Raw genomic sequence first — 18,525 nt, forward strand, 5'->3', positions numbered from 1 at the left:
ACCACCCGAATGCCTCAGCCGTTGAGCAGCCTCAGCATCTGCTGTACCTGGTCGGCGCGGGACTCCTTGACCCGCTCGGCGAAGGCCGTGGCCTGCTCGTTCGCGCCCTTGTCGAGCTCGAGTTGGGCCATCTCCACGGCGTTGTGCTGATGCGCGAGGAAGAGGTTGAGGAACGCCGTCTCGAAGTCGGCCTTCTCGACCGTCCTCAGCGAGGCGATGGACTCGTCGTCGGTGCCGGGCAGTCCACCGTGGTCGGCGTGCAGGCTGACCCGCTTGTCGACGGTGGTCGCCTTCTGCCACTCGGTCAGCCAGGACGTCATCATGGTGAGCTCGTCGGTCTCGGTCGCGTCGATCGCCTTGGCGAGGTCGACGACCTCCTCCCGGGTGGCCCGGTCCGCCGCGATGGCGACCATCTCCAGGCCCTGCTGCTGGTGGTCGACGAGCATCTGCAGGAACATCACGTCGGTGTCGTTGTAGGTCGACCCGGCGGCGATCTCCGCGGCGCTCGACACCGTGGGCGCGGCCTCTGCGGAAGGATCGGAAGCGGAAGGATCGGAAACAGACGTGCCGCAGGCCCCCAGCAGGAGGACCAGGGAGACGGCTACCAGGGCGCGCTTCACAGCGGGAGCCAGAGCGCGAGCGTGTAGATCGACGGCTCCCAGCTGCGGATCGAGCTGTGCGACTGGCGGCACTGGTAGGTGGTGCCCTGGTAGGTCACCTTGTCCCCGGTCTTGTACGAGACTCCCGGGGCCCATGCGGCAACACCGGCCGAGGCAGAAGAGACGGAACGGGATGCGGAAGCGGAAGGGGACGCGGAGACGGTGGCCGTAGGGGACGAGGAAGGAGAGGCCGAGGGGGACGGCGAAGGCGATGAGGTAGCGGAACCGGAGCCGTTGATGTTCAGGTCGACGCAGCTGTAGAAGGCGTTCGCGGTGTCGCCGATGTTCCAGACCGTGAGGACCGTGTGGTCACCGGAGTACGCGCTCAGGTCCACGGTCTGGCTGACCGTCGCCTCCGGGATCGCGTTGGCGTAGTCGAAGGACGCGACCTGGGTGCCGTCGACGTAGTAGACCCAGCTCGCGGTCCGGTGCCGGGCGGTCAGCACCCAGTTGAAGGTGACCTTGCCGCTCACCGAGGTGGCCGGCCAGCTCCGCGACTCGTCACTCAGGACGGTGAAGCTCGCGTTGCCGCCGTTGCACTCCTTCGAGCCCTTCGGCGCCTCGACGCTCTGCGGCTCGTACTGGATCGCGCCGCAGTCCGCGACCTCACCGGCGGCGCAGAGGGCCTGCCGGCTCGGCGGCGACGAGACGTAGCCGTGCGCGAGCGCGGGCGACGCGATCGCCACGGTGGACGCGACCATCCCGAGGGTGGCCAGCGGGTAGGCGATCTTCCTGCGCATGGAGCTCTCCTTCAGCCGGTTACGAGGCGTAACGCTATGAAGGGCTGCCATAACGGGGCCTTAAGGCGACCGAAAACCCGCCTCAAAACCGGGCGAGGACGAAACCGACCCGGGCGCCACCGAGCGGACCGCGCCCGACGACCAGCTCGCCGCGCAGGGTCTCCGCGGCCCGGCGCACGATGTCCAGCCCCAGACCGGTCGAGCCGGCTCCGCTGAATCCACGCTGGACGGCCATCGCCGGATCGGGGATGCCCGGGCCGCCGTCGTCCACGAGCAGTCCCTCCGGAGAGACGGTGACCCGGAACGGGACGCCCTCCTCGGTGTGCGAGAAGACGTTGCCGAGCATCGCGTCGACCACCAGGATCACCTCGCTGTGCGACATCGGCAGGATCACCGGGCGGTCCCCGCCGACCACCTCCCACGGGCGCTCCTGGTCCTCGGCGAGCACCGACCAGAAGGCCAGCCGGTCGGCGAGCACCTCGACCAGGTCGCAGCTCTCGTCGACGGTCGCCTGCACGCCGAGCCGGGTGCCTGTGATGATCGCTTCCAGCTCCTCGTCCAGCAGGTCACAGGCTTGGCGCATCCGGTCGGCGATCGGCCCGGGCGGCATCGCCTCCGCGTCGAGGCGGAGGCCCGTCAGCGGCGTACGCAAGCGGTGGGAGAGGTCGGCGGCCAGCTCGCGCTCTCGATCCAGAAGGCGCCGCAGGTCGCCGGCCATGCCGTTGAAGGCCTGCGCCGCGTCGCGCAGCTCCCGCGGCCCGGTCGGCTCGATCCGCTCGCCCAGTTCGCCCGCGCCGAGACGGCGGCTGGCCTCGGCGAGCTGCCGGGTGGAGCGGACCAGTTGGGCGCCGAGCCGGTCGGCGAAGAGGGTGGAGCCGGCGATCAGCACCACGGCCAACCCGGCAAGGGCCAACCATGCGGACCAGACGCCACGTCGCATCTCACTGTCGGTGACGAAGACTTCCACCACTACGGTACGGCCGTCGGTGAGCACCGTCGGCTGCAGATAGGCCACGCCGCCCTCGGCCGAGGCGGTCGCCGACCGGCGCTGCTGTGCCGCCCGGTCCACCGTCTCCGGCGAGAGGTGCGAGACGCCGATCGGATCGAGACCCGGAAGGTGTACGGCGAGCATGCCCGTACTGCCCGCGGCGGTGCTGGCCACCGCATTGGTGAGCGCGGTCGGGTCGGCGTTCACACCCAGCACGGTGACCATCGAGGTGGCCTGCTGGCGTGCCTCGGAGATCGCCCGGTCGTGGGCGATCTGGTAGATCGCGACGGCGAGCGGGACCAGGAAGGCGAGCGCGACCATCGACGTGATCGCGAGGGCGAGCCGGTTGAGCGCCCATCTCACTGTGCCCACCTCATTGGGGGTCGATCATCATCACGCCGACGCCCCGCACGGTGTGCAGGAAGCGCGGCTTCGCGGCCGTCTCGCCGAGCTTGCGGCGCAGCCACGAGATGTGCACGTCGATGGTCTGCTCCTCGCCGATCCGGGCCTGGTTCCACACCTGGTTCATCAGCTCGCGGCGGCTGATCACCTGGCCCACCCGTTCCGCCAGGTAAGCCAGCACGTCGAACTCGCGGCGGGTGAGCTGCAGCGGCTCGCCGCGGAGCTCGGCCCGGCGCTGCCGTGGCTTGATCACCAGCTCGCCGACGGTGATGGTGTTCGGCACCTGCTCGGTGGTGGTCCGGGCGCGCCGCAGCACCGCCGAGATCCGGGCCAGGATGTGGCCGCCGGAGAACGGCTTGGTCACGTAGTCGTCGGCGCCCGCGCTGAGCAGTGCGATGATGTCCGCCTCCGAGCGGCGGGCGGTGGCCACGATCACCGGGACGTCGGAGACGGTCCGCATCATCCGCAGCGCGTCGGTGCCGTCGATGTCGGGCAGTCCGAGATCCAGGATGACCAGGTCCGGCCGCTCCTGGGTGACGATCTTCAGCGCTTGGGCGGCCTGCCCGACCGGGCGTACGACGTGGCCGGCCTCGGTCAGCGCACGGGTCAGTGCGGCCGTGATGATGCGGTCGTCCTCGACCAACAGGATCAGCGCCATGGCGTACACCATAGGGTGCGGTGAGAGGATGGGCTCCGTGCGATCTTCCAGGTGGCTGCCGGTGGCCGGGTGGTTCGCGGCGACCGCGGGCAGCATCGTGCTCTCGTGGGTGGCGCTGCTCCCCGTGCTGAACGCGGCCCGGCCGGACGTGGGCACGCTCCCGGACATCGACCAGGTCCCGGCGGCCGCCGAGGTGGTGACCCCGGTCACTACCACGTCCACACCGCGCCCGGCGGCCACCACGGCGAAGACCTCCCCACCGGCGGAGAAGCCGACGACGGCCAAGCCCACCACGAAGAAGCCCGCGCCATCGAAGGCGACCACCACCGAGGACGGCTGGACGGTCACCACCGGGGACGACGGCGTGCGGACGTACGTCCGGTCGTTCACCGTCGAGGGTGGACAGGCCGTCATCAGGATGACCAGCGAAGGTGTGGTCTCGCTCGTCACCGCGACGCCCGCCGACGGGTACACGGTCGAGAAGACGCAGAGTGATCCCGCGGATCTGGCGGTCTACTTCAACGAGACCAACCACAGCTTCATCATCCGGGCGATCTGGTGGAACGACGCGCCGTTCGCCGAGGTCAACGAAATCGGCTCGTAACACAGCCTGTAACAACGCGGTCATATGCCACAGAGGGGACAACAAGGGTTTTCCCCGTTTCGGTGACGATCGTCGATGCTTAGCGTCTCACTTCAAGTCATCTGGAGGTGACCCGCCGTCCATGGATGGATGGACGGCCGATCCCGCCCGGCACCCCCTCGGGCGGGGATAGGAGCTCCCGTGAAATCCCGTACCCCCGTTGTCGTCGCCATGGCCGCCGCAACCGCGGCAGCCTCGGCGGCCGTGGCGATCGCCGGACCGGCGACCGCCCAGCCGAGTGACCCCGTGGCACCCGCCGCGGCCGCGGCCCGCACCGCGTCCGCCCTGGTAGCGGCCCGACCGGCCGCCCTGCACGCCAGCGCCGACGAGGCGTTCGTGCAGCACCCGGTGATCTCGAGCGACGGCGACCTGCAGTTCGTCCCCTACGACCGGACGTACAAGGGCCTGACGGTCAAGGGTGGCGACTTCGTCGTCGTCACCGACGGCACCGGCCAGACCCAGTTCACCTCGGTCGCGCAGAACTCCCCGATCGGCGAGCTCGGCACCACCCCGAAGCTGAGTGCCGCCGCGTCGGCCGCGATCGCCAAGGCCCAGCTCAAGACGGTCAAGAACGTCGAGAGCACGAAGCTGATCGTGGACGCCACCGACGGCGCCGCGAAGCTGGCCTGGGAGTCGATCGTCAACGGGACGAGCGAGAGTGGCATCAGCCGCCTCACCGTCGACGTGGACGCGCTCACCGGCGACGTCCTCGGCACCAAGGAGAACGTCACCGAGGCCACCGGCACCGGTACCGGCTGGATCAACGGCTCGGTCAGCCTGGACACCACCCTCTCGGGCAGCACGTACAGCCTGAAGGACCCGAACATGACCACCCTGAGCTGTCAGGACGCGTCGACCAACACGGTCTTCAGCGGCACCGACAACGCCTGGGGCACCGGCGTGGGCACCAGCAAGGAGACCGGCTGCGTCGACGCGCTCTACGTCGCGCAGAAGGAGAAGGCCATGCTCTCCAGCTGGCTGGGCCGCTCCGGCTTCAGCAGCAGCGGCGGCGCCTGGCCGATCCGCGTCGGCCTGGCCGACCAGAACGCGTACTACGACGGCACCCAGGTGCAGATCGGCTACAACACCTCGTCGCAGTGGATCGCCTCGGCGGACGTGGTCGGCCACGAGCTGGGCCACGGCATCGACGACAACACCCCGGGCGGCATCTCGAACGGCAACACCCAGGAGTTCGTCGCCGACGTCTTCGGCGCGGCCACCGAGGCGTACGCCAACAACCCGAACGACGCCCCCGACTACCTGGTCGGCGAGGAGGTCAACCTGGTGGGTTCCGGCGCGATCCGGAACATGTACAACCCGTCGGCCCTGGGCGACGACAACTGCTACTCCAGCAGCACCGCCTCCGACGAGGTGCACGCGGCAGCCGGCCCCGGTAACCACTGGTTCTACCTGCTCGCCGAGGGCACCAACCCGACGAACGGACAGCCGACCAGCACCCTGTGCAGCGGCTCGGGCACCATCACCGGCGTCGGCATCCAGACCGCCACGAAGATCATGTACAACGCGATGCTGATGAAGACCAGCAGCTCGTCGTACCTGAAGTACCGCACCTGGACGCTGACCGCGGCCAAGGCCCTGGACACCACCTGCGCGCTCTTCAACACGGTCAAGGCCGCGTGGACCGGCGTGAGCGTCCCGGCGCAGACCGCCGACCCGACGTGCACCGCCAGCTCGACCACCTCGCCGACCGCGACCAGCTCGCCCACCGCGACGGCCACCACCTCGGCCCCGGCCAGCTGCACCGGCACCAACGGCACCGACGTCGCCATCCCGGACGCCGGCTCGGCCGTGACCAGCTCGATCACGATCAGCGGCTGCGCCCGGGCCGCGTCGTCCACCTCGACGGTGTACGTCAACATCGTGCACACCTACCGCGGTGACCTGGTGCTGACCCTGGTCGCGCCGGACGGTTCGACGTACGCGCTGAAGAGCAGCAGCTCCAGCGACAGCACCGACAACGTGGACACCACCTACACGGTGAACCTCTCGAGCGAGACGGCGAACGGCACCTGGAGCCTCAAGGCGCAGGACGTCTACTCGGGTGACACCGGCACCATCAACACCTGGACGCTCACCCTCTGACACATCGATCCCTCTGGCGATCAGTCGCGGGGAGCGTCACCATACGGTGACGCTCCCTGTGGCGCGGACCACGGCGATACGACGCCGGGCCGTGATCTTCCAGCCATAGAGTGCCTGCAAGGAGGTCGTGGTGACTGACGTTTTCGGCGCTGTGGTGCCCGGACGCCCCACCGGCGTGCTGGCCGATGCCTGGGGCCGCTCGGCGGTTCGTGATGTGGTGCTGACCGTGGGGGCCGCCGGCCTCGTCGGTCTGGCCGCTCAGATCGCCATTCCGGTGTACGGCTCCCCCGTCCCGATCACCGGGCAGACCTTCGCCGTGCTGCTCGCCGGCGCGGTGCTCGGCCCGGCCCGCGGCGCGACCGCCATGCTGCTCTACGCGGCGGCCGGCGTGCTCGGCGTCCCGTGGTTCGCCGGGGGCACCTCCGGCTGGCCGGTCGCGACCGCCGGCTACTTGGTCGGATTCATCGTCGCCGCCGCCATCGTCGGGCAGTTCGCGGCGCTCGGCGCGGACCGTCGGCCGTGGTACACGATCGGTCTGATGGTCTTCGCCAACGTGCTGATCTACCTGTTCGGCGTCCCGTGGCTGGCCCTGGCGACCACGATGGACCTGCCGACCGCGGTGATGAAGGGCCTGGTCCCGTACCTGATGGGCGACTTCCTCAAGATCGCGCTGGCGACCGGGCTGCTCCCCGGCGCCTGGCTCTTCCTGAACCGCCGCCACAAGGCCTGATCAACCACAAGGCCTGATCAACGACAAGGCCTGATCAACCACCGAGCCTGATCCACAGGCTGTGTGCACAGCCTGTGGATAACTCGAACTGATGTACGAATCCGGTCAGCGGATGGCAGGATGATCGTCGTGCCTCTGGTCGAACTGCGCCCCGAGTACCCGATCCGCACCGAGCGCCTGCTGCTGCGCCCGCTGACGGACGCCGACACCGACGCCCTGCTCGCGTACCGCGGCCTGCCCGAGGTCTGCCGGTACGTCCCGTTCGAGCCGATGACCGCCGCGGTGATCGCCGACCGGTTGACCACGTACTGGGCGGCCACCGTGCTGACCGACGAGGGCCAGTCGCTGACCCTGGGCGTCGAGCACGCCGGGACCGGGCGGCTGGTCGGCGACGTGATCCTCTTCTGGCACAGCCGGAAACACCTCGGCGGCGAGGTCGGCTGGGTGCTGAACCCCGAGTTCAGCGGCCACGGTTACGCCACCGAGGCGGCCCGGGAGATGCTCCGGCTCGGCTTCGAGGAGCTCGGCCTGCATCGCGTGATCGCCCGGATCGACGAACGCAACGAGGCCTCGGCCCAGCTCGCCCGGCGCCTCGGCATGCGGCTGGAGGCACGCCTGGTGGAGAACGAGCTGTTCAAGGGCGAGTGGAGCAACGAGCTCGACTTCGCCATGCTGGCCGACGAGTGGCGGGCCGCGAAGGCCGGCTAGATGTCCAGGTTCTCCTCGATCCGCTTCAGCTGGTGGCGGGCCAGCGCCAGGTTGGCCCGCTCCTTGTAGAGCGCGAGGTACAGGAAGAGGCCCTGCCCCGACCGCCCGGTCAGCGGCCTGATCAGGTGATACTGCGAGTCCAGCGTGATCAGGATGTCCTCGACGTCCTCGCGCAGGCCGAGCATCTCCATCGTGCGCATCTTCGCGCGGATCACCTCGGTGTTGGCGGCGGCCGCGACGGTCAGGTCGAAGTTCCGGTCGCCGCCGGCGATCCCCAGTGCCATCCCGCTGCTGCGGTCCACCAGGGCGGCGCCGATCGCGCCGTCGATCTGCATCGCGTCCTTGAGGGCTACGTCCATGTCCGGCATCTTCGGGCTCCTCCAAGTCCTTGCTGAGACTCATCGAGGGTCACCGACCGATGACGAAACAGGTCGCACATTCTGTCCGGTTCGGACAGACGTCCCGGTGCGAGGTTTGATGGGACGATCGAGTGAGTTGAAGACTTCCGCAACTCCGAAAATGCTCATGACAGCGCGTAACCGGAAGCCGATGGACGCCGTTGGACGGTGCGAACTATCAGGGGAGGGCGCGCCGTGTCAGTGCCGCTGTATCAGGCGAAGGCCGAGATGTTCCGTACGCTCGGCCATCCGGTGCGGATCCGTGTCCTGGAGCTGCTGCAGGACGGCCCGAAGCCGGTACGCGACCTGCTCGCCGAGATCGACGTCGAGGCCTCCAACCTGTCCCAGCAGCTCAGCGTCCTGCGCCGGGCCGGGATAGTGGCCTCGTTCCGGGACGGCGCCCTGGTCATGTACGCCCTGAGCACCCCCGACGTGGCCGATCTGCTCGCCGCCGGCCGCCGGATCCTCGGTGCCGTCCTCACCGACCGCGACGGCCTGCTGGTCGAGCTCCGGGCCGCCCAGGGCAAACGCCGCTGACCGCCCGCTCTTCTGGCTGGTGCTGGGGGGTACCTCGCTTCGCTTGAGGCACCCCCCAGCACCAGCCAGAACGGTTCTCAGGCCCCCACGGAGACGCGGTAGCCGTAGCGGTGGAGCAGCGGCAGCGCCATCGCGGTCACCGCCAGCCGGGGGCCGAGGGGCTGCTCCTTGCGCCACCGCTCGTCGGCCCGCAGCGTGATCTCCCCGGTCCGGAACCGGCTCGGGTTGCCGGAGACCGTGTGGTTCGGCTGCAGCATCACCGTGGTGTCGTCCAGGAACGGCCCCTCCAGCGGAGCGACCCCGGTGAAGGCGAAGAGCTCGTCGATCGTGGCGCGCGGCGCGCGGGCGAAGTCCTCGTAACGCAGGCGCAGGTAGCGGTTCGGGTACGTGCGGGCCAACCGCTCCGAGAAGGTGTTCCAGACCAGCCAGTGCATGGTGCTGTCGGCCGGGTTGTGCTGATCCATCACGGCCGGCTTGCCGCGGTCCGGCTGCTCGGTCACCCGCATCCAGGAGTGCGTCACCGCGCGCGGGTCGCGAACCATGTGCAGCAGGTACGGCTCCACCCCGCCCATCTGCGGCAGCAGGGCCGCGCCGGAGGGCACCTTGGACGAGTCGACGATCAGCTTCGCGCCGGTCACGTCGGCGATCGCGTGGTAGAGCCGGGTCATGATCCGGCGGTACTCGTTGGCCTCGCTGGAGAGCGGGCTGCCGATCAGTGCGGGGGTACGGCGTACCCGGGTCACCCGGCGCTGCAGCTCGGTCAGCTCACGCGGGTCGGGCGGGGAGTCGCCGTACGCGTGGTCGAGGATCTCCCGCCACAGGTGGCAGTTGGCGACCTGCTTGCCGCAACCGCACTTGCGGCGCTGCACCAGTCCGCGGCGCCACAGGTAGAAGAGCTCCCCGGTGGAGAAGACCGAGTCGTGTGAATTCAGGATGTTGTCGACGATCGTCGTTCCGCTGCGACCCCACCCGGCGATGTACAGCACCTTTACCGACATGTGAACGGATCGTTCACAGGGTTGTTGAGAGTTCCCTCGGTGCTTCCTGTCAGCGGCATTTGAAGACTTGAGGACCGCCTTAACTACACTTCCGGCCGACTCCCACGGCTGCATTGGACGCTGGGGACGCAACCGTGGGAGTCGGCCGGACCGGGTCGCGGGCGCCGTTGACCGCGAACCGGTGACCAGGGGATATCAGATGATGCTCTGGTACCCGGCGATCGTCTTGGCGAGGATCTCCCGGCCCGGCAGCTGCCAGAGCTCCTCGTTCATCACCTCGACCTCGATCGGGCCGGTGTACCCGGTCTTGGCGACCGCCTCGTGGAACGAGCGCATGTCGACGCAGCCGTCGCCGGGCAGGCCGCGCCCGGTCAGCACGCCGGCCGGCAGCGGGGTGATCCAGTCGGCCAGCTGGTAGATCGCGACGCGCTCACCGGCCGCCGCGATCTTCTCCAGCGCGGTGTCGTCCCACCAGAGGTGGTACGTGTCGACCGTGACGCCGACCTGGCCGACCGGGTGCTGCTCGGCGATCGCCATCGCCTGGTCCCAGGTGTTGATCACGCAGCGGTCGGCGGCGTACATCGGGTGCAGCGGCTCGATCGCCAGGGTGACCCCGGCGGCGGCCGCGTGCGGGACGAGCTGGGCGATCGCGTCGGCGACGTGCTGCCGGGCCCCGGCGATGTCCTTGGAGCCCTCCTTGAGACCGCCGGAGACCAGCACCAGGACCTTGGTGTTCAGGGCCGCGGCCTCGTCGATCGCCCGGCGGTTGTCGTCGAGCCAGCCGTCGGCCTGGAAGAAGCCGCTGCGGCAGAGCGTGGTGACCTCGAGACCGGCGTCCCGGACCAGGGCGGCGGAGCGCTCCAGGCCGTACTCGGCGACCGGCTCGCGCCAGAGGGCGACCTTGTCGACGCCGCTCTCCACCAGGCCCTTGACCATGTCGGTCAGCTCCCAGTGCTTGGCGGTGATCTGGTTGAAAGAGAAGCGGCTCATCCCGCCATCACCTCGAAGAACCTGTTGGCGCGGGCCGCGGCCAGATCCGGGTCGGGCAGCAGGCCGGCGGCGTCGGCGAGCTCGATCAGCGTGGCGAAATGCGGCACCGAGCGGCCGGACTGCAGGCCGCCGACCATGGTGAAGTGGTCCTGGTGCCCGGCGAGCCAGGCGAGGAACACGATGCCGGTCTTGTAGTAGAACGTCGGCTTCTTGAAGATGTGCCGGGAGAGCGGGACCGTCGGGGCGAAGATCCGGTCGTACTCGTCCAGGTCACCCCGGTCGAGCGCGGCGAAGGCGGCGGCCGCGGCCGGCGCGATCGCGGCGAAGATGCCGAGCAGCGCGTCGGAGTAGCCCTGCTCGTCGCCGCGGATCAGCTGCGGGTAGTTGAAGTCGTCGCCGGTGTAGAGGCGGACGCCCTCGGGCAGCCGGCGCCGCAGACCGATCTCGTGGTCGGCGTCGAGGAGCGACACCTTGACGCCGTCCACCTTGGCCGGGTTGGCGTTGATCAGCTCGAGCAGCGTCTCGGTGGCCTTGTCCACGTCGGACGAGCCCCAGTAGCCCTCGAGCGCGGGGTCGAAGGCGGTGCCCAGCCAGTGCAGCACGACCGGCTTGTCTGATTTTTCCAACAAATCGACATAGATGCCGAGATAGTCGTCGGCGGTCGAGGCGGCGGCAGCGAGGTGGCGGCTACACATCAGGACCGGGACGGCGCTCGTCTCAGCGACATCCGCCAGCTGCTGCGTGTAGGCCACCCGGATCTGCTCCAAAGACACGGGGCCCGGCGCGAGCTGGTCGGTCGCGACACCGGCGACGATCCGGCCGCCGACCGAGTCGGCCTCGGCCGCGCTCCGGCGGATCAGCTCCTTGGTCGCGGCGTAGTCGAGACCCATCCCGCGCTGGGCGGTGTCCATCGCCTCCGCCACGCCGAGGCCGTGCGACCAGAGGTGGTGGCGGAATTTGAGGGTGGTCTCCCAGTCCAGGACCGCGGGCTCGCCCGGCGCGTTCTCGGCGGTCGGGTCGGCCACCACGTGAGCGGCGGCGTAGGCGATGCGGCTGGTCGGCGGCCCGGCGGGCTTCGCCCAGGCGGCACGGCCGGAGAGGGCGAGCGACCGCCCGCCCGGCAGGTTCACGGTCGCCATGTCAGGACAGCTCGATCCGCTGGCCGTCGCGGGCCGACTCGAGACCGGCCTCGGCGAGCCGGACGCCGCGGGCGCCGGAGGCGAAGTCCCAGTGGAACGCCTCGCCGGCGACGACGTGCCGCAGGAACGCCTCCCACTGCACCTTGAAGCCGTTGTCGAACTCCTCGTTGTCCGGCACCTCGGACCACTCGTCGCGGAACGACTTGCCGGAGAGCGGCAGGTCCGGGTTCCAGACGGGCTTCGGCGTGGTGGCCCGGTGCTGGATCTTGCACTGGCGCAGACCGGCCACGGCCGAGCCGTGCGTACCGTCGACCTGGAACTCGACCAGCTCGTCCCGGTTGACCCGGACCGTCCAGGAGGAGTTGATCTGGGCGACGATGCCGCCCTCCAGCTCGAAGATGCCGTACGCGGCGTCGTCGGCGTCGGCGGTGTACTCCTCGCCGCGCTCGTCGACCCGGGTCTCGATGTGCGTGGCGATGGTCGCCTGCACGGTGCGGACCGCGCCGAAGAGCTCCTCCAGCACGTAGTTCCAGTGCGGGAACATGTCCATCACGATGCCGCCGCCGTCGGCGCTGCGGTAGTTCCAGCTCGGGCGCTGGGCGGTCTGCCAGTCGCCCTCGAAGACCCAGTAGCCGAACTCGCCGCGGACCGAGAGGATCCGGCCGAAGAAGCCGCCGTCGATCAGGCGCTTCAGCTTGCGCAGGCCGGGCAGGAAGAGCTTGTCCTGGACCACGCCGTTGCGGACGCCGGCCGCCTCGGCCAGCTCGGCCAGCTCGACGGCGGCCGCGGAGCTCTCGGCGAGCGGCTTCTCGGTGTAGATGTGCTTGCCGGCGGTGATCGCCTGACGGATCGCCTTCTCGCGCCGCGAGGTGACCTGCGCGTCGAAGTAGATCTCCACGTCCGGGCGGGCCAGGGCCGCGTCCAGGTCGGTGGTCCACTCGGTGAGACCGTGCTGGGCCGCGATGGCCGCCAGCTTGTCGGGGTCGCGGCCGACCAGGATCGGCTCCGGCCAGATCCGGTCACCGTTCGGCAGCAGTACGCCGCCCTCCTCACGGATGGCGAGCAGGGAGCGGACCAGGTGCTGCCGGTATCCCATCCGGCCGGTCACTCCGTTGATCACAATACCGATCGATCTGCGCGTTGCCATGCGGGTCCTCCGAGGATAGGAAAGCGCTTTCCTGCTGCTGGCAGCGTATGCTGAAGACGCGCTCCGGAACAAGGCCGATTTCTGCTGACATCGAGCGGTTAACTTCGTGTGAAGAATAAGGCCGACGTGAGTCGGCCGAGGCCCGACTTCGTCCTGGTGGGCATGTCAACCACTCTTTCCCTTCCGATACGGATCGGGATATGACCGAGGACGACCCGCTGCGTCCCGGACGGCATCGGATGCGTGGTCGCCGCCGGCCCCGCATCGCCGCATTCGTCGCCCTCCTCCTGCTCCTCGCCGGTGGCGGGGTCGGATCGTGGCGATACACCCACCCTCAGCCGACCGCGATCGTGAGCGACGGCTGCACCGTGCGACTGCGGGTCGTCGTGGCCCCGGAGATCGCCGCGGTGGTCCAGGCCGCCGCCACCTCGGTGAACGGCGGCAGCAGCTGCGGGCCGATCCAGGTGACCGCCGAGGAGCCCGGCACCACCGAGTCCGGCCTCAAGCAGAAGTCGCCGGACGTGTGGATCCCGTCCAGCTCCCTCTGGGTCTCCATCGCCGCGGTGGACGGGTACACGTTCCGGACCGACGGCGCGCCGCTCGCCCACTCGCCGATCGTCCTCGCCGGCCCCGAGGCCGTCATGACCGGGATCGCGAAGAAGGGGAAGACCTCCTGGGCCGTCCTGGTGAGCGCCGCGGCCACGCAGAAGCTCACCACGATCAGCATGGCCGACCCGCTGCACGACTCGGTCGGCATGCTCTCGGTCTACGCGATCCATCAGGCGATGAACCGGACCACCGCCGACGACGGCATCGCCCAGTTGCAGGCGCTGGCCCTGCGCAGCCGGCTGACGGACGCGACCGCCGACCCGGCGAAACTGCTCGACGCGGCCGCCGAGGGGAATCAGGACGTCGGGGTCTTCCCGGTGACCGAGCAGCAGTTGACGGCGTATCAGAAGGCCGGGCACGTGGTCACGCTCAGCGGCGCGGTTCCGGCCGACGGTGCGGTGGGCGCCGACTATCCGTATGCGATGGGCGAGAACGCGGACACCGCGCTGGCCGAGGATCTCCGGGAGGCGATCTCCGACGAGGGGCTGACCGAGGCCGGCTTCCGCACCAGCGCGCAGTCCGGGGCACTGGCCACGCCCTCGACACCGGACGACGTGCTGACCATGAGCCTCCAGTGGTCCTCGTACAGGGCGGAGAAGGCCCAGGTCCTGCTCCTGATCGACGGCTCCGGCTCGATGAACCAGGCGATCAAGGCGAAGGGCGGGAGATACACCACCAAGGCGGCACTGCTGCGCAAGACCGGGGCGAGCGCCAGTTCGGTCTTCGGCGAGGACACCTCGATCGGCCTGTGGTACTTCGCCACCCCGTCGGCGAGCAGCCCCGCGTACACCGAGGCACTGTCGTACGGCCCGATCAACGGGAAGGTCGGCACGCAGACCCGCCGGGAGGCCCTGGCCACCCAGATCGGCCGGTACACCGCGGTCGACGACGCCGGCACCCCGCTGTACCAGACCGTACTGGACGGGGAGGACGCCATGCGGGCGGAGAGCAGAACCGGCACGGTGACCCTGGTGGTGGTGCTCACCGACGGCCAGGACCACGGCTCGCGCTTCGCGATGAGCAACGCCGACTTCCTGGCGAAGCTCAACGCCGGGCAGGACTCGTCCCGTCCGGTTCCGATCATCGCGGTCGGTTACGGCGCGGACGCCGACATGGACGCGCTGACCAGCATGGCGAAGGCGACCGGCGGCGCCGCGGTGGCGGCCACCGATCCGGCCGACGTGGCCTCGGCGATGGCCAAGGCGTTCCTGTCAGTCCACTCGCCCAGCTGACCCGCGCGCGGCGACCGCGTCGAGGACCAGTTCGAGCGCCAACTCGAACTGGTCCTCCCGGTCGACCTCGCTGAGGTACGGCGCCACCTCGCGGATGCGCGGGTACCGGTCGGCGGGCAGCACCACGTACTCCCGGTCCCAGGCCAGCCCGTCCTTGCGCATCACGTCGAGGCCGACCGCGTGCACGGTCGCCTCGAACGCCGTCCAGGCCAGCAGGGTGTCGGCGACGACCCGGTAGAGGCTGGCCGCCTCCCGCCCGCGCAGACCGGCCTGCGCCATCGCGCCGAGGATCAGCTCGACGACCCGGAACTCGGCCTCCTGCCGCAGGGTCCGGGTGGCCACCAGGACCGCCACCCGCGGATGCGCCACGAACGCCCGCCGCGTCGCGCGGGACAGCGCCCGGATCCGCTCGCGCCAGTCCGGCTCCGCCGGGTCGACCTCGGCGAGAGCGGTCTCCAGCAGCTGGTTGCCGATCGCCAGGAGCAGTTCGTCCTTGTCCCGGAAGTGGCGCAGCACCGCGGTCGGCGCGACCCCGAGCGCCGGGCCGAGCCGCCGGAAGGTCAGCGCCTCGCCGCCCTCGGCCTCGGCCAGCTCCAGGGCGACCTTGACGATCTCCGACCGGGTGAGGGATCCACGCTCTCGCTTCGCCATCCGCCCATCCTAATGAAACAACGTTGTGAACACCGTTGACATCAGTGTTCAGAGGAAGTGGAATCACTGCCACCACAGCGCAGAGGAGCCGGCTGATGACCGAACCCATGCCCAAATCGCTCGGCGTCGTCGACGGTGTCGTCATCGCCGCCTCCAGTACCGCCGCCACCACCAGCATCGCGATCGGCACCGGCGTCCTCGCCGGGATCGCCGGCCGCCAGGTGCCGATCCTGCTGATCCTCGCCTTCCTGCCGATGCTCGGCATCGCCGGTGCGTACGCCCGTCTCAACCGTTCGGAGCCGAACTGCGGCGCCGGGTACACCTGGGTCGGCAGCACGCTCGGCCCCTGGCTGGGTTTCCTGGCCGGCTGGATCCCGATCGCCGGCACCGTGGTCTTCCTGGCGTACACCACCTCGATCTGCGGCTCGCTGCTGATCCAGACGGTGGCGAAGTTCGGCCTGCACGGGCTGGACCCGAACTCGACCGCGCAGAGCACCCTGATCGGCCTGGTCGTGCTCGCCGTGGTGACCTGGACCGCGATCCTCGGCGTCGGCCACGCGGCCCGCTTCCAGAAATACCTGCTGATCTTCGAGTACGCCGTCCTGATCGTCTTCTGCGGCTGGGGTCTGGTCGCCGGCGATCAGCCCTTCTCGCTGAGCTGGCTCAACCCGTTCGCCTTCCACTCCGGCGCGGCGCTGGCGCAGGGCCTGGTGCTGGCGGTCTTCTTCTACTGGGGCTGGGACTCGGCGTTCAGCGTCACCGAGGAGACCAGGAACCCGGAGGACGCCGCCAAGGGCGGGTACATCGCGCTCTTCACCATGCTGGGCCTCTTCGTCCTCGGCGCGATCGCCTTCCAGCGGGTGCTCCCCACCGACGAGCTGGCCGAGCACGGCGCCGAGGGGCTCAGCTACTACGCCGCGCAGCTGACCGGCGAGCCCTGGGCGTCGTTGCCGCTGCTCGCGCTCATGTTCTCGGCGATCGCCTCGGTGCAGGCCGGCGTGATCCCGACCGCCCGGCTCACCCTGGCGATGAGCCGCGACCGGAACCTCGGCCCGATCTGGTCCCGGATGAGCCACCGTGGCACCCCGGCGGCGGGCACCGTCGTGATGGCCACGATCGCCGGTTTCGTCGCCCTGCTGGAGTTCGCGTTCCCCAAGCTCAACGAGGCGATCCTGGCCGCGGTCAACACGGTCGGCCTGCTGGTCGCGATCTACTACGGACTCACCGCGGTCGCCTCCGCCGTCCGCTTCCGCGACCTGCTGCGGACCGACCCGGTGGAGGGCGTCAAGGCGGTGGTCGTCCCGCTTCTCTCCGGTACGGCCCTGCTCGCTCTCGGCGCCTACCTGGCGCTCTACTACGCGACGCTGAGCGACGGCTTCGCCCTCGACGTGGAGAACGGCTGGTTCAATCTCGCCATGCCGGTGGTCATCATCGCCCTGGGGCTGATCGCCGCCGCGGTGGCCAAGTGGCACCGCCGCTCCCCCTATTTCACCAAGATCAAGGAACTCGCATGACCGCCGATCTGATCTTCACCGGTGGCCCGGTGCTCACCGTCGACCCGGCCCGCTCCCGGGCCACCGCGCTCGCCGTCCGCGACGGCCGGATCCTCGCGGTCGGCCATGACCTGAGCGAGCTGCGCGGCCCGAAGACCGAGGTGGTCGACCTGCGGGGCCGGGCGCTGATCCCGGGCTTCCAGGACGCGCACATCCACGCGGTCTTCGGCGGGGTCGAGATGGGCCAGTGCGACCTGACCGGCACCACCGACCTGGACGAGTACCTGCGCCGGATCGACTCGTACGCGAGAAGCAACCCGGACCTGGAGTGGATCACCGGCAGTGGCTGGTCGATGGAGAGTTTCCCGGGCGGGGTGCCGACGGCCGAGCTGCTGGACAGGATCGTGCCGGATCGTCCGGTCTACCTGACCAACCGGGACCATCACGGCGCCTGGGTCAACTCGCCCGCGCTGAGAAGGGCGGAGATCACCCGGGACACCACCGACCCGGCGGACGGCGTGATCAACCGGGACGCCGACGGGAACCCGGTCGGCGCGCTGCAGGAGGGCGCGGTCAGCCTGGTCAACCGGCTGATCCCGGAGAGCACCCCGGCCGAGCTGGTCGCCGGGCTCCGGCGGGCGCAGACGCTGCTGCACTCGCTCGGCATCACCGGCTGGCAGGACGCCATGCTGCGCGGCACGAACGGGTACCCGGACCCGGCGGACGCGTACCTGAAGGCGGCGGACGAAGGCTGGCTGACCGCGTCGGTGACCGGCTCGCTCTGGTGGGACCGGGACAGCGGCGCCGAGCAGATCCCGGGCCTGGTCGAGCAGCGCGCACTGCTCACCGTTGGCCGGCTGACCTGCTCGACCATCAAGATCATGCAGGACGGCGTGGCGGAGAACTTCACCGCCGCGATGACCGCGCCCTACCTGGACGGCTGCGGCTGCCCGACGCCGAACAGCGGCCTGAGCTTCGTCGACCCGGCGCTGCTCCCCGGGTACGTCACCGAGCTCGACGCGCTCGGCTTCCAGGTCCACTTCCACGCGCTCGGCGACCGCGCGGTCCGCGAGGCCCTGGACGCGATCGAGACGGCCCGTACCAGAAACGGTTTCAAGGACACCCGCCACCACCTCGCCCACCTGCAGGTGGTGCACCCGGACGACATCGCGCGCTTCCGCCGGCTCGGCGCGACCGCGAACATGCAGCCGCTCTGGGCCGCGCACGAGCCGCAGATGGACGAGCTGACCATCCCGTTCCTCGGCGCCGAGCGGGCCGCCTGGCAGTACCCCTTCGGCGATCTGCTGCGCGCCGGCGCGACCCTGGCCGCGGGCAGCGACTGGCCGGTGAGCAGCCCGAACCCGATCGAGGGCATCCACGTCGCGGTGAACCGGACGGTGCCCGGCGAGAACGGGAAGGTCTTCTACCCGGAGCAGCGGCTGGACCTGGGCACCGCCCTGGCCGCGTACACCGCGGGGAGCGCGTACGTGAACCACCGGGACGACAGCGGCAGCCTGCGGGCCGGCAACGTGGCCGACCTCGTGGTGCTCGACCGGGACCCGTTCGAGGTCCCGTCCGCGGAGATCGGCGCACTGAAGGTAGAGGCGACCTATGTGGCCGGTACGCACGTCTATCAGGCCGGATCCTAGAAACCGGGATCCAGGTCCGGACCACACAGCGTAGGCGGGCAGGATCATCCG

18 protein-coding genes are annotated in these 18,525 nt (G+C 69.9%); 8 read left to right on the plus strand and 10 right to left on the minus strand.

Features of this window, described 5'->3' with window-relative positions; genetic code table 11:
- Positions 1-14: 14 nt before the first annotated feature.
- The 4 genes from AB0M08_RS00710 to AB0M08_RS00725 all read right to left on the minus strand — a co-directional run bounded on the left by AB0M08_RS00710 (position 15) and on the right by AB0M08_RS00725 (position 3,447).
- Positions 15-620 (minus strand): DUF305 domain-containing protein, encoded by a 606-nt coding sequence (locus tag AB0M08_RS00710; RefSeq protein ID WP_364486161.1) that lies wholly within the window; start codon positions 618-620, stop codon positions 15-17.
- Positions 617-1,399 (minus strand): lytic polysaccharide monooxygenase, encoded by a 783-nt coding sequence (locus AB0M08_RS00715; RefSeq protein WP_364486164.1) that lies wholly within the window; start codon positions 1,397-1,399, stop codon positions 617-619. Before AB0M08_RS00715 ends, AB0M08_RS00710 begins: the two co-directional genes overlap by 4 nt.
- 82 nt (positions 1,400-1,481) lie before the next feature.
- Positions 1,482-2,750 carry a HAMP domain-containing protein gene (locus AB0M08_RS00720; RefSeq protein WP_364486167.1) on the minus strand — a complete coding sequence of 423 codons (1,269 nt, stop codon included), beginning with the start codon at positions 2,748-2,750 and terminating at the stop codon, positions 1,482-1,484.
- 10 nt (positions 2,751-2,760) lie between these two features.
- Positions 2,761-3,447, minus strand: coding sequence for a response regulator transcription factor (locus AB0M08_RS00725; protein ID WP_364486170.1), 687 nt, complete (start codon positions 3,445-3,447; stop codon positions 2,761-2,763).
- A gap of 28 nt (positions 3,448-3,475) precedes the next feature.
- Here AB0M08_RS00725 and AB0M08_RS00730 point away from each other — a divergent pair, with 28 nt between their 5' ends.
- The 4 genes from AB0M08_RS00730 to AB0M08_RS00745 all read left to right on the plus strand — a co-directional run bounded on the left by AB0M08_RS00730 (position 3,476) and on the right by AB0M08_RS00745 (position 7,631).
- Positions 3,476-4,051, plus strand: coding sequence for a DNA mismatch repair protein MutL (locus AB0M08_RS00730; RefSeq protein ID WP_364486173.1), 576 nt, complete (start codon positions 3,476-3,478; stop codon positions 4,049-4,051).
- Positions 4,052-4,231: 180 nt separating this feature from the next.
- The gene (locus tag AB0M08_RS00735) at positions 4,232-6,193 is read left to right on the plus strand and encodes a M4 family metallopeptidase (protein WP_364486176.1); all 1,962 of its coding nucleotides are present in this window, start codon (positions 4,232-4,234) and stop codon (positions 6,191-6,193) included.
- 130 nt (positions 6,194-6,323) lie between these two features.
- On the plus strand, positions 6,324-6,923 hold the full coding sequence (locus AB0M08_RS00740) for a biotin transporter BioY (protein WP_364486179.1): 600 nt from the start codon (positions 6,324-6,326) through the stop codon (positions 6,921-6,923).
- Positions 6,924-7,043: 120 nt separating this feature from the next.
- Positions 7,044-7,631 carry a GNAT family N-acetyltransferase gene (locus AB0M08_RS00745; RefSeq protein ID WP_364486182.1) on the plus strand — a complete coding sequence of 196 codons (588 nt, stop codon included), beginning with the start codon at positions 7,044-7,046 and terminating at the stop codon, positions 7,629-7,631.
- On the opposite strand, the gene AB0M08_RS00750 is transcribed toward AB0M08_RS00745, so the two are convergent.
- On the minus strand, positions 7,628-7,999 hold the full coding sequence (locus tag AB0M08_RS00750; RefSeq protein WP_364486185.1) for a hypothetical protein: 372 nt from the start codon (positions 7,997-7,999) through the stop codon (positions 7,628-7,630). The genes AB0M08_RS00745 and AB0M08_RS00750 overlap by 4 nt on opposite strands.
- A gap of 225 nt (positions 8,000-8,224) precedes the next feature.
- Here AB0M08_RS00750 and AB0M08_RS00755 point away from each other — a divergent pair, with 225 nt between their 5' ends.
- The gene (locus AB0M08_RS00755) at positions 8,225-8,566 is read left to right on the plus strand and encodes a metalloregulator ArsR/SmtB family transcription factor (protein ID WP_364486188.1); all 342 of its coding nucleotides are present in this window, start codon (positions 8,225-8,227) and stop codon (positions 8,564-8,566) included.
- A gap of 77 nt (positions 8,567-8,643) precedes the next feature.
- Here the strand turns inward: AB0M08_RS00755 and AB0M08_RS00760 are convergent, their stop codons facing one another.
- From AB0M08_RS00760 to AB0M08_RS00775, 4 genes are all read right to left on the minus strand, one after another.
- The gene (locus AB0M08_RS00760; protein ID WP_364486191.1) at positions 8,644-9,564 is read right to left on the minus strand and encodes a sulfotransferase; all 921 of its coding nucleotides are present in this window, start codon (positions 9,562-9,564) and stop codon (positions 8,644-8,646) included.
- A gap of 195 nt (positions 9,565-9,759) precedes the next feature.
- Entirely contained in the window at positions 9,760-10,554 is a 795-nt protein-coding gene (locus tag AB0M08_RS00765; protein WP_364486194.1) for a sugar phosphate isomerase/epimerase family protein, read from the minus strand.
- Positions 10,551-11,693, minus strand: coding sequence for a dihydrodipicolinate synthase family protein (locus tag AB0M08_RS00770; RefSeq protein WP_364486197.1), 1,143 nt, complete (start codon positions 11,691-11,693; stop codon positions 10,551-10,553). The genes AB0M08_RS00765 and AB0M08_RS00770 overlap by 4 nt, the downstream gene beginning before the upstream one ends.
- A 1-nt stretch (position 11,694) precedes the next feature.
- Positions 11,695-12,840 (minus strand): Gfo/Idh/MocA family oxidoreductase, encoded by a 1,146-nt coding sequence (locus AB0M08_RS00775; RefSeq protein ID WP_364486200.1) that lies wholly within the window; start codon positions 12,838-12,840, stop codon positions 11,695-11,697.
- Between the two features lie 200 nt (positions 12,841-13,040).
- Between AB0M08_RS00775 and AB0M08_RS00780 the strand changes: the two genes are divergently transcribed.
- A complete protein-coding gene (locus AB0M08_RS00780) occupies positions 13,041-14,681 on the plus strand; it encodes a substrate-binding and VWA domain-containing protein (protein ID WP_364486203.1) in 1,641 nt (546 codons plus the stop codon).
- Here the strand turns inward: AB0M08_RS00780 and AB0M08_RS00785 are convergent.
- Positions 14,661-15,332, minus strand: a complete 672-nt coding sequence (locus AB0M08_RS00785) for a TetR/AcrR family transcriptional regulator C-terminal domain-containing protein (RefSeq protein WP_364486206.1) — start codon at positions 15,330-15,332, stop codon at positions 14,661-14,663. The genes AB0M08_RS00780 and AB0M08_RS00785 overlap by 21 nt on opposite strands.
- A gap of 95 nt (positions 15,333-15,427) precedes the next feature.
- On the opposite strand from AB0M08_RS00785, the gene AB0M08_RS00790 reads away from it, so the two are divergent.
- Both AB0M08_RS00790 and AB0M08_RS00795 read left to right on the plus strand, forming a co-directional pair.
- The gene (locus AB0M08_RS00790) at positions 15,428-16,846 is read left to right on the plus strand and encodes an APC family permease (RefSeq protein WP_364486209.1); all 1,419 of its coding nucleotides are present in this window, start codon (positions 15,428-15,430) and stop codon (positions 16,844-16,846) included.
- A complete protein-coding gene (locus tag AB0M08_RS00795; protein WP_364486211.1) occupies positions 16,843-18,474 on the plus strand; it encodes an amidohydrolase in 1,632 nt (543 codons plus the stop codon). The genes AB0M08_RS00790 and AB0M08_RS00795 overlap by 4 nt, the downstream gene beginning before the upstream one ends.
- Positions 18,475-18,525: the final 51 nt, after the last annotated feature.

It is taken from the genome of Actinoplanes sp. NPDC051851 (assembly GCF_040681165.1).
Taxonomy (GTDB): Bacteria; Actinomycetota; Actinomycetes; order Mycobacteriales; family Micromonosporaceae; genus Actinoplanes.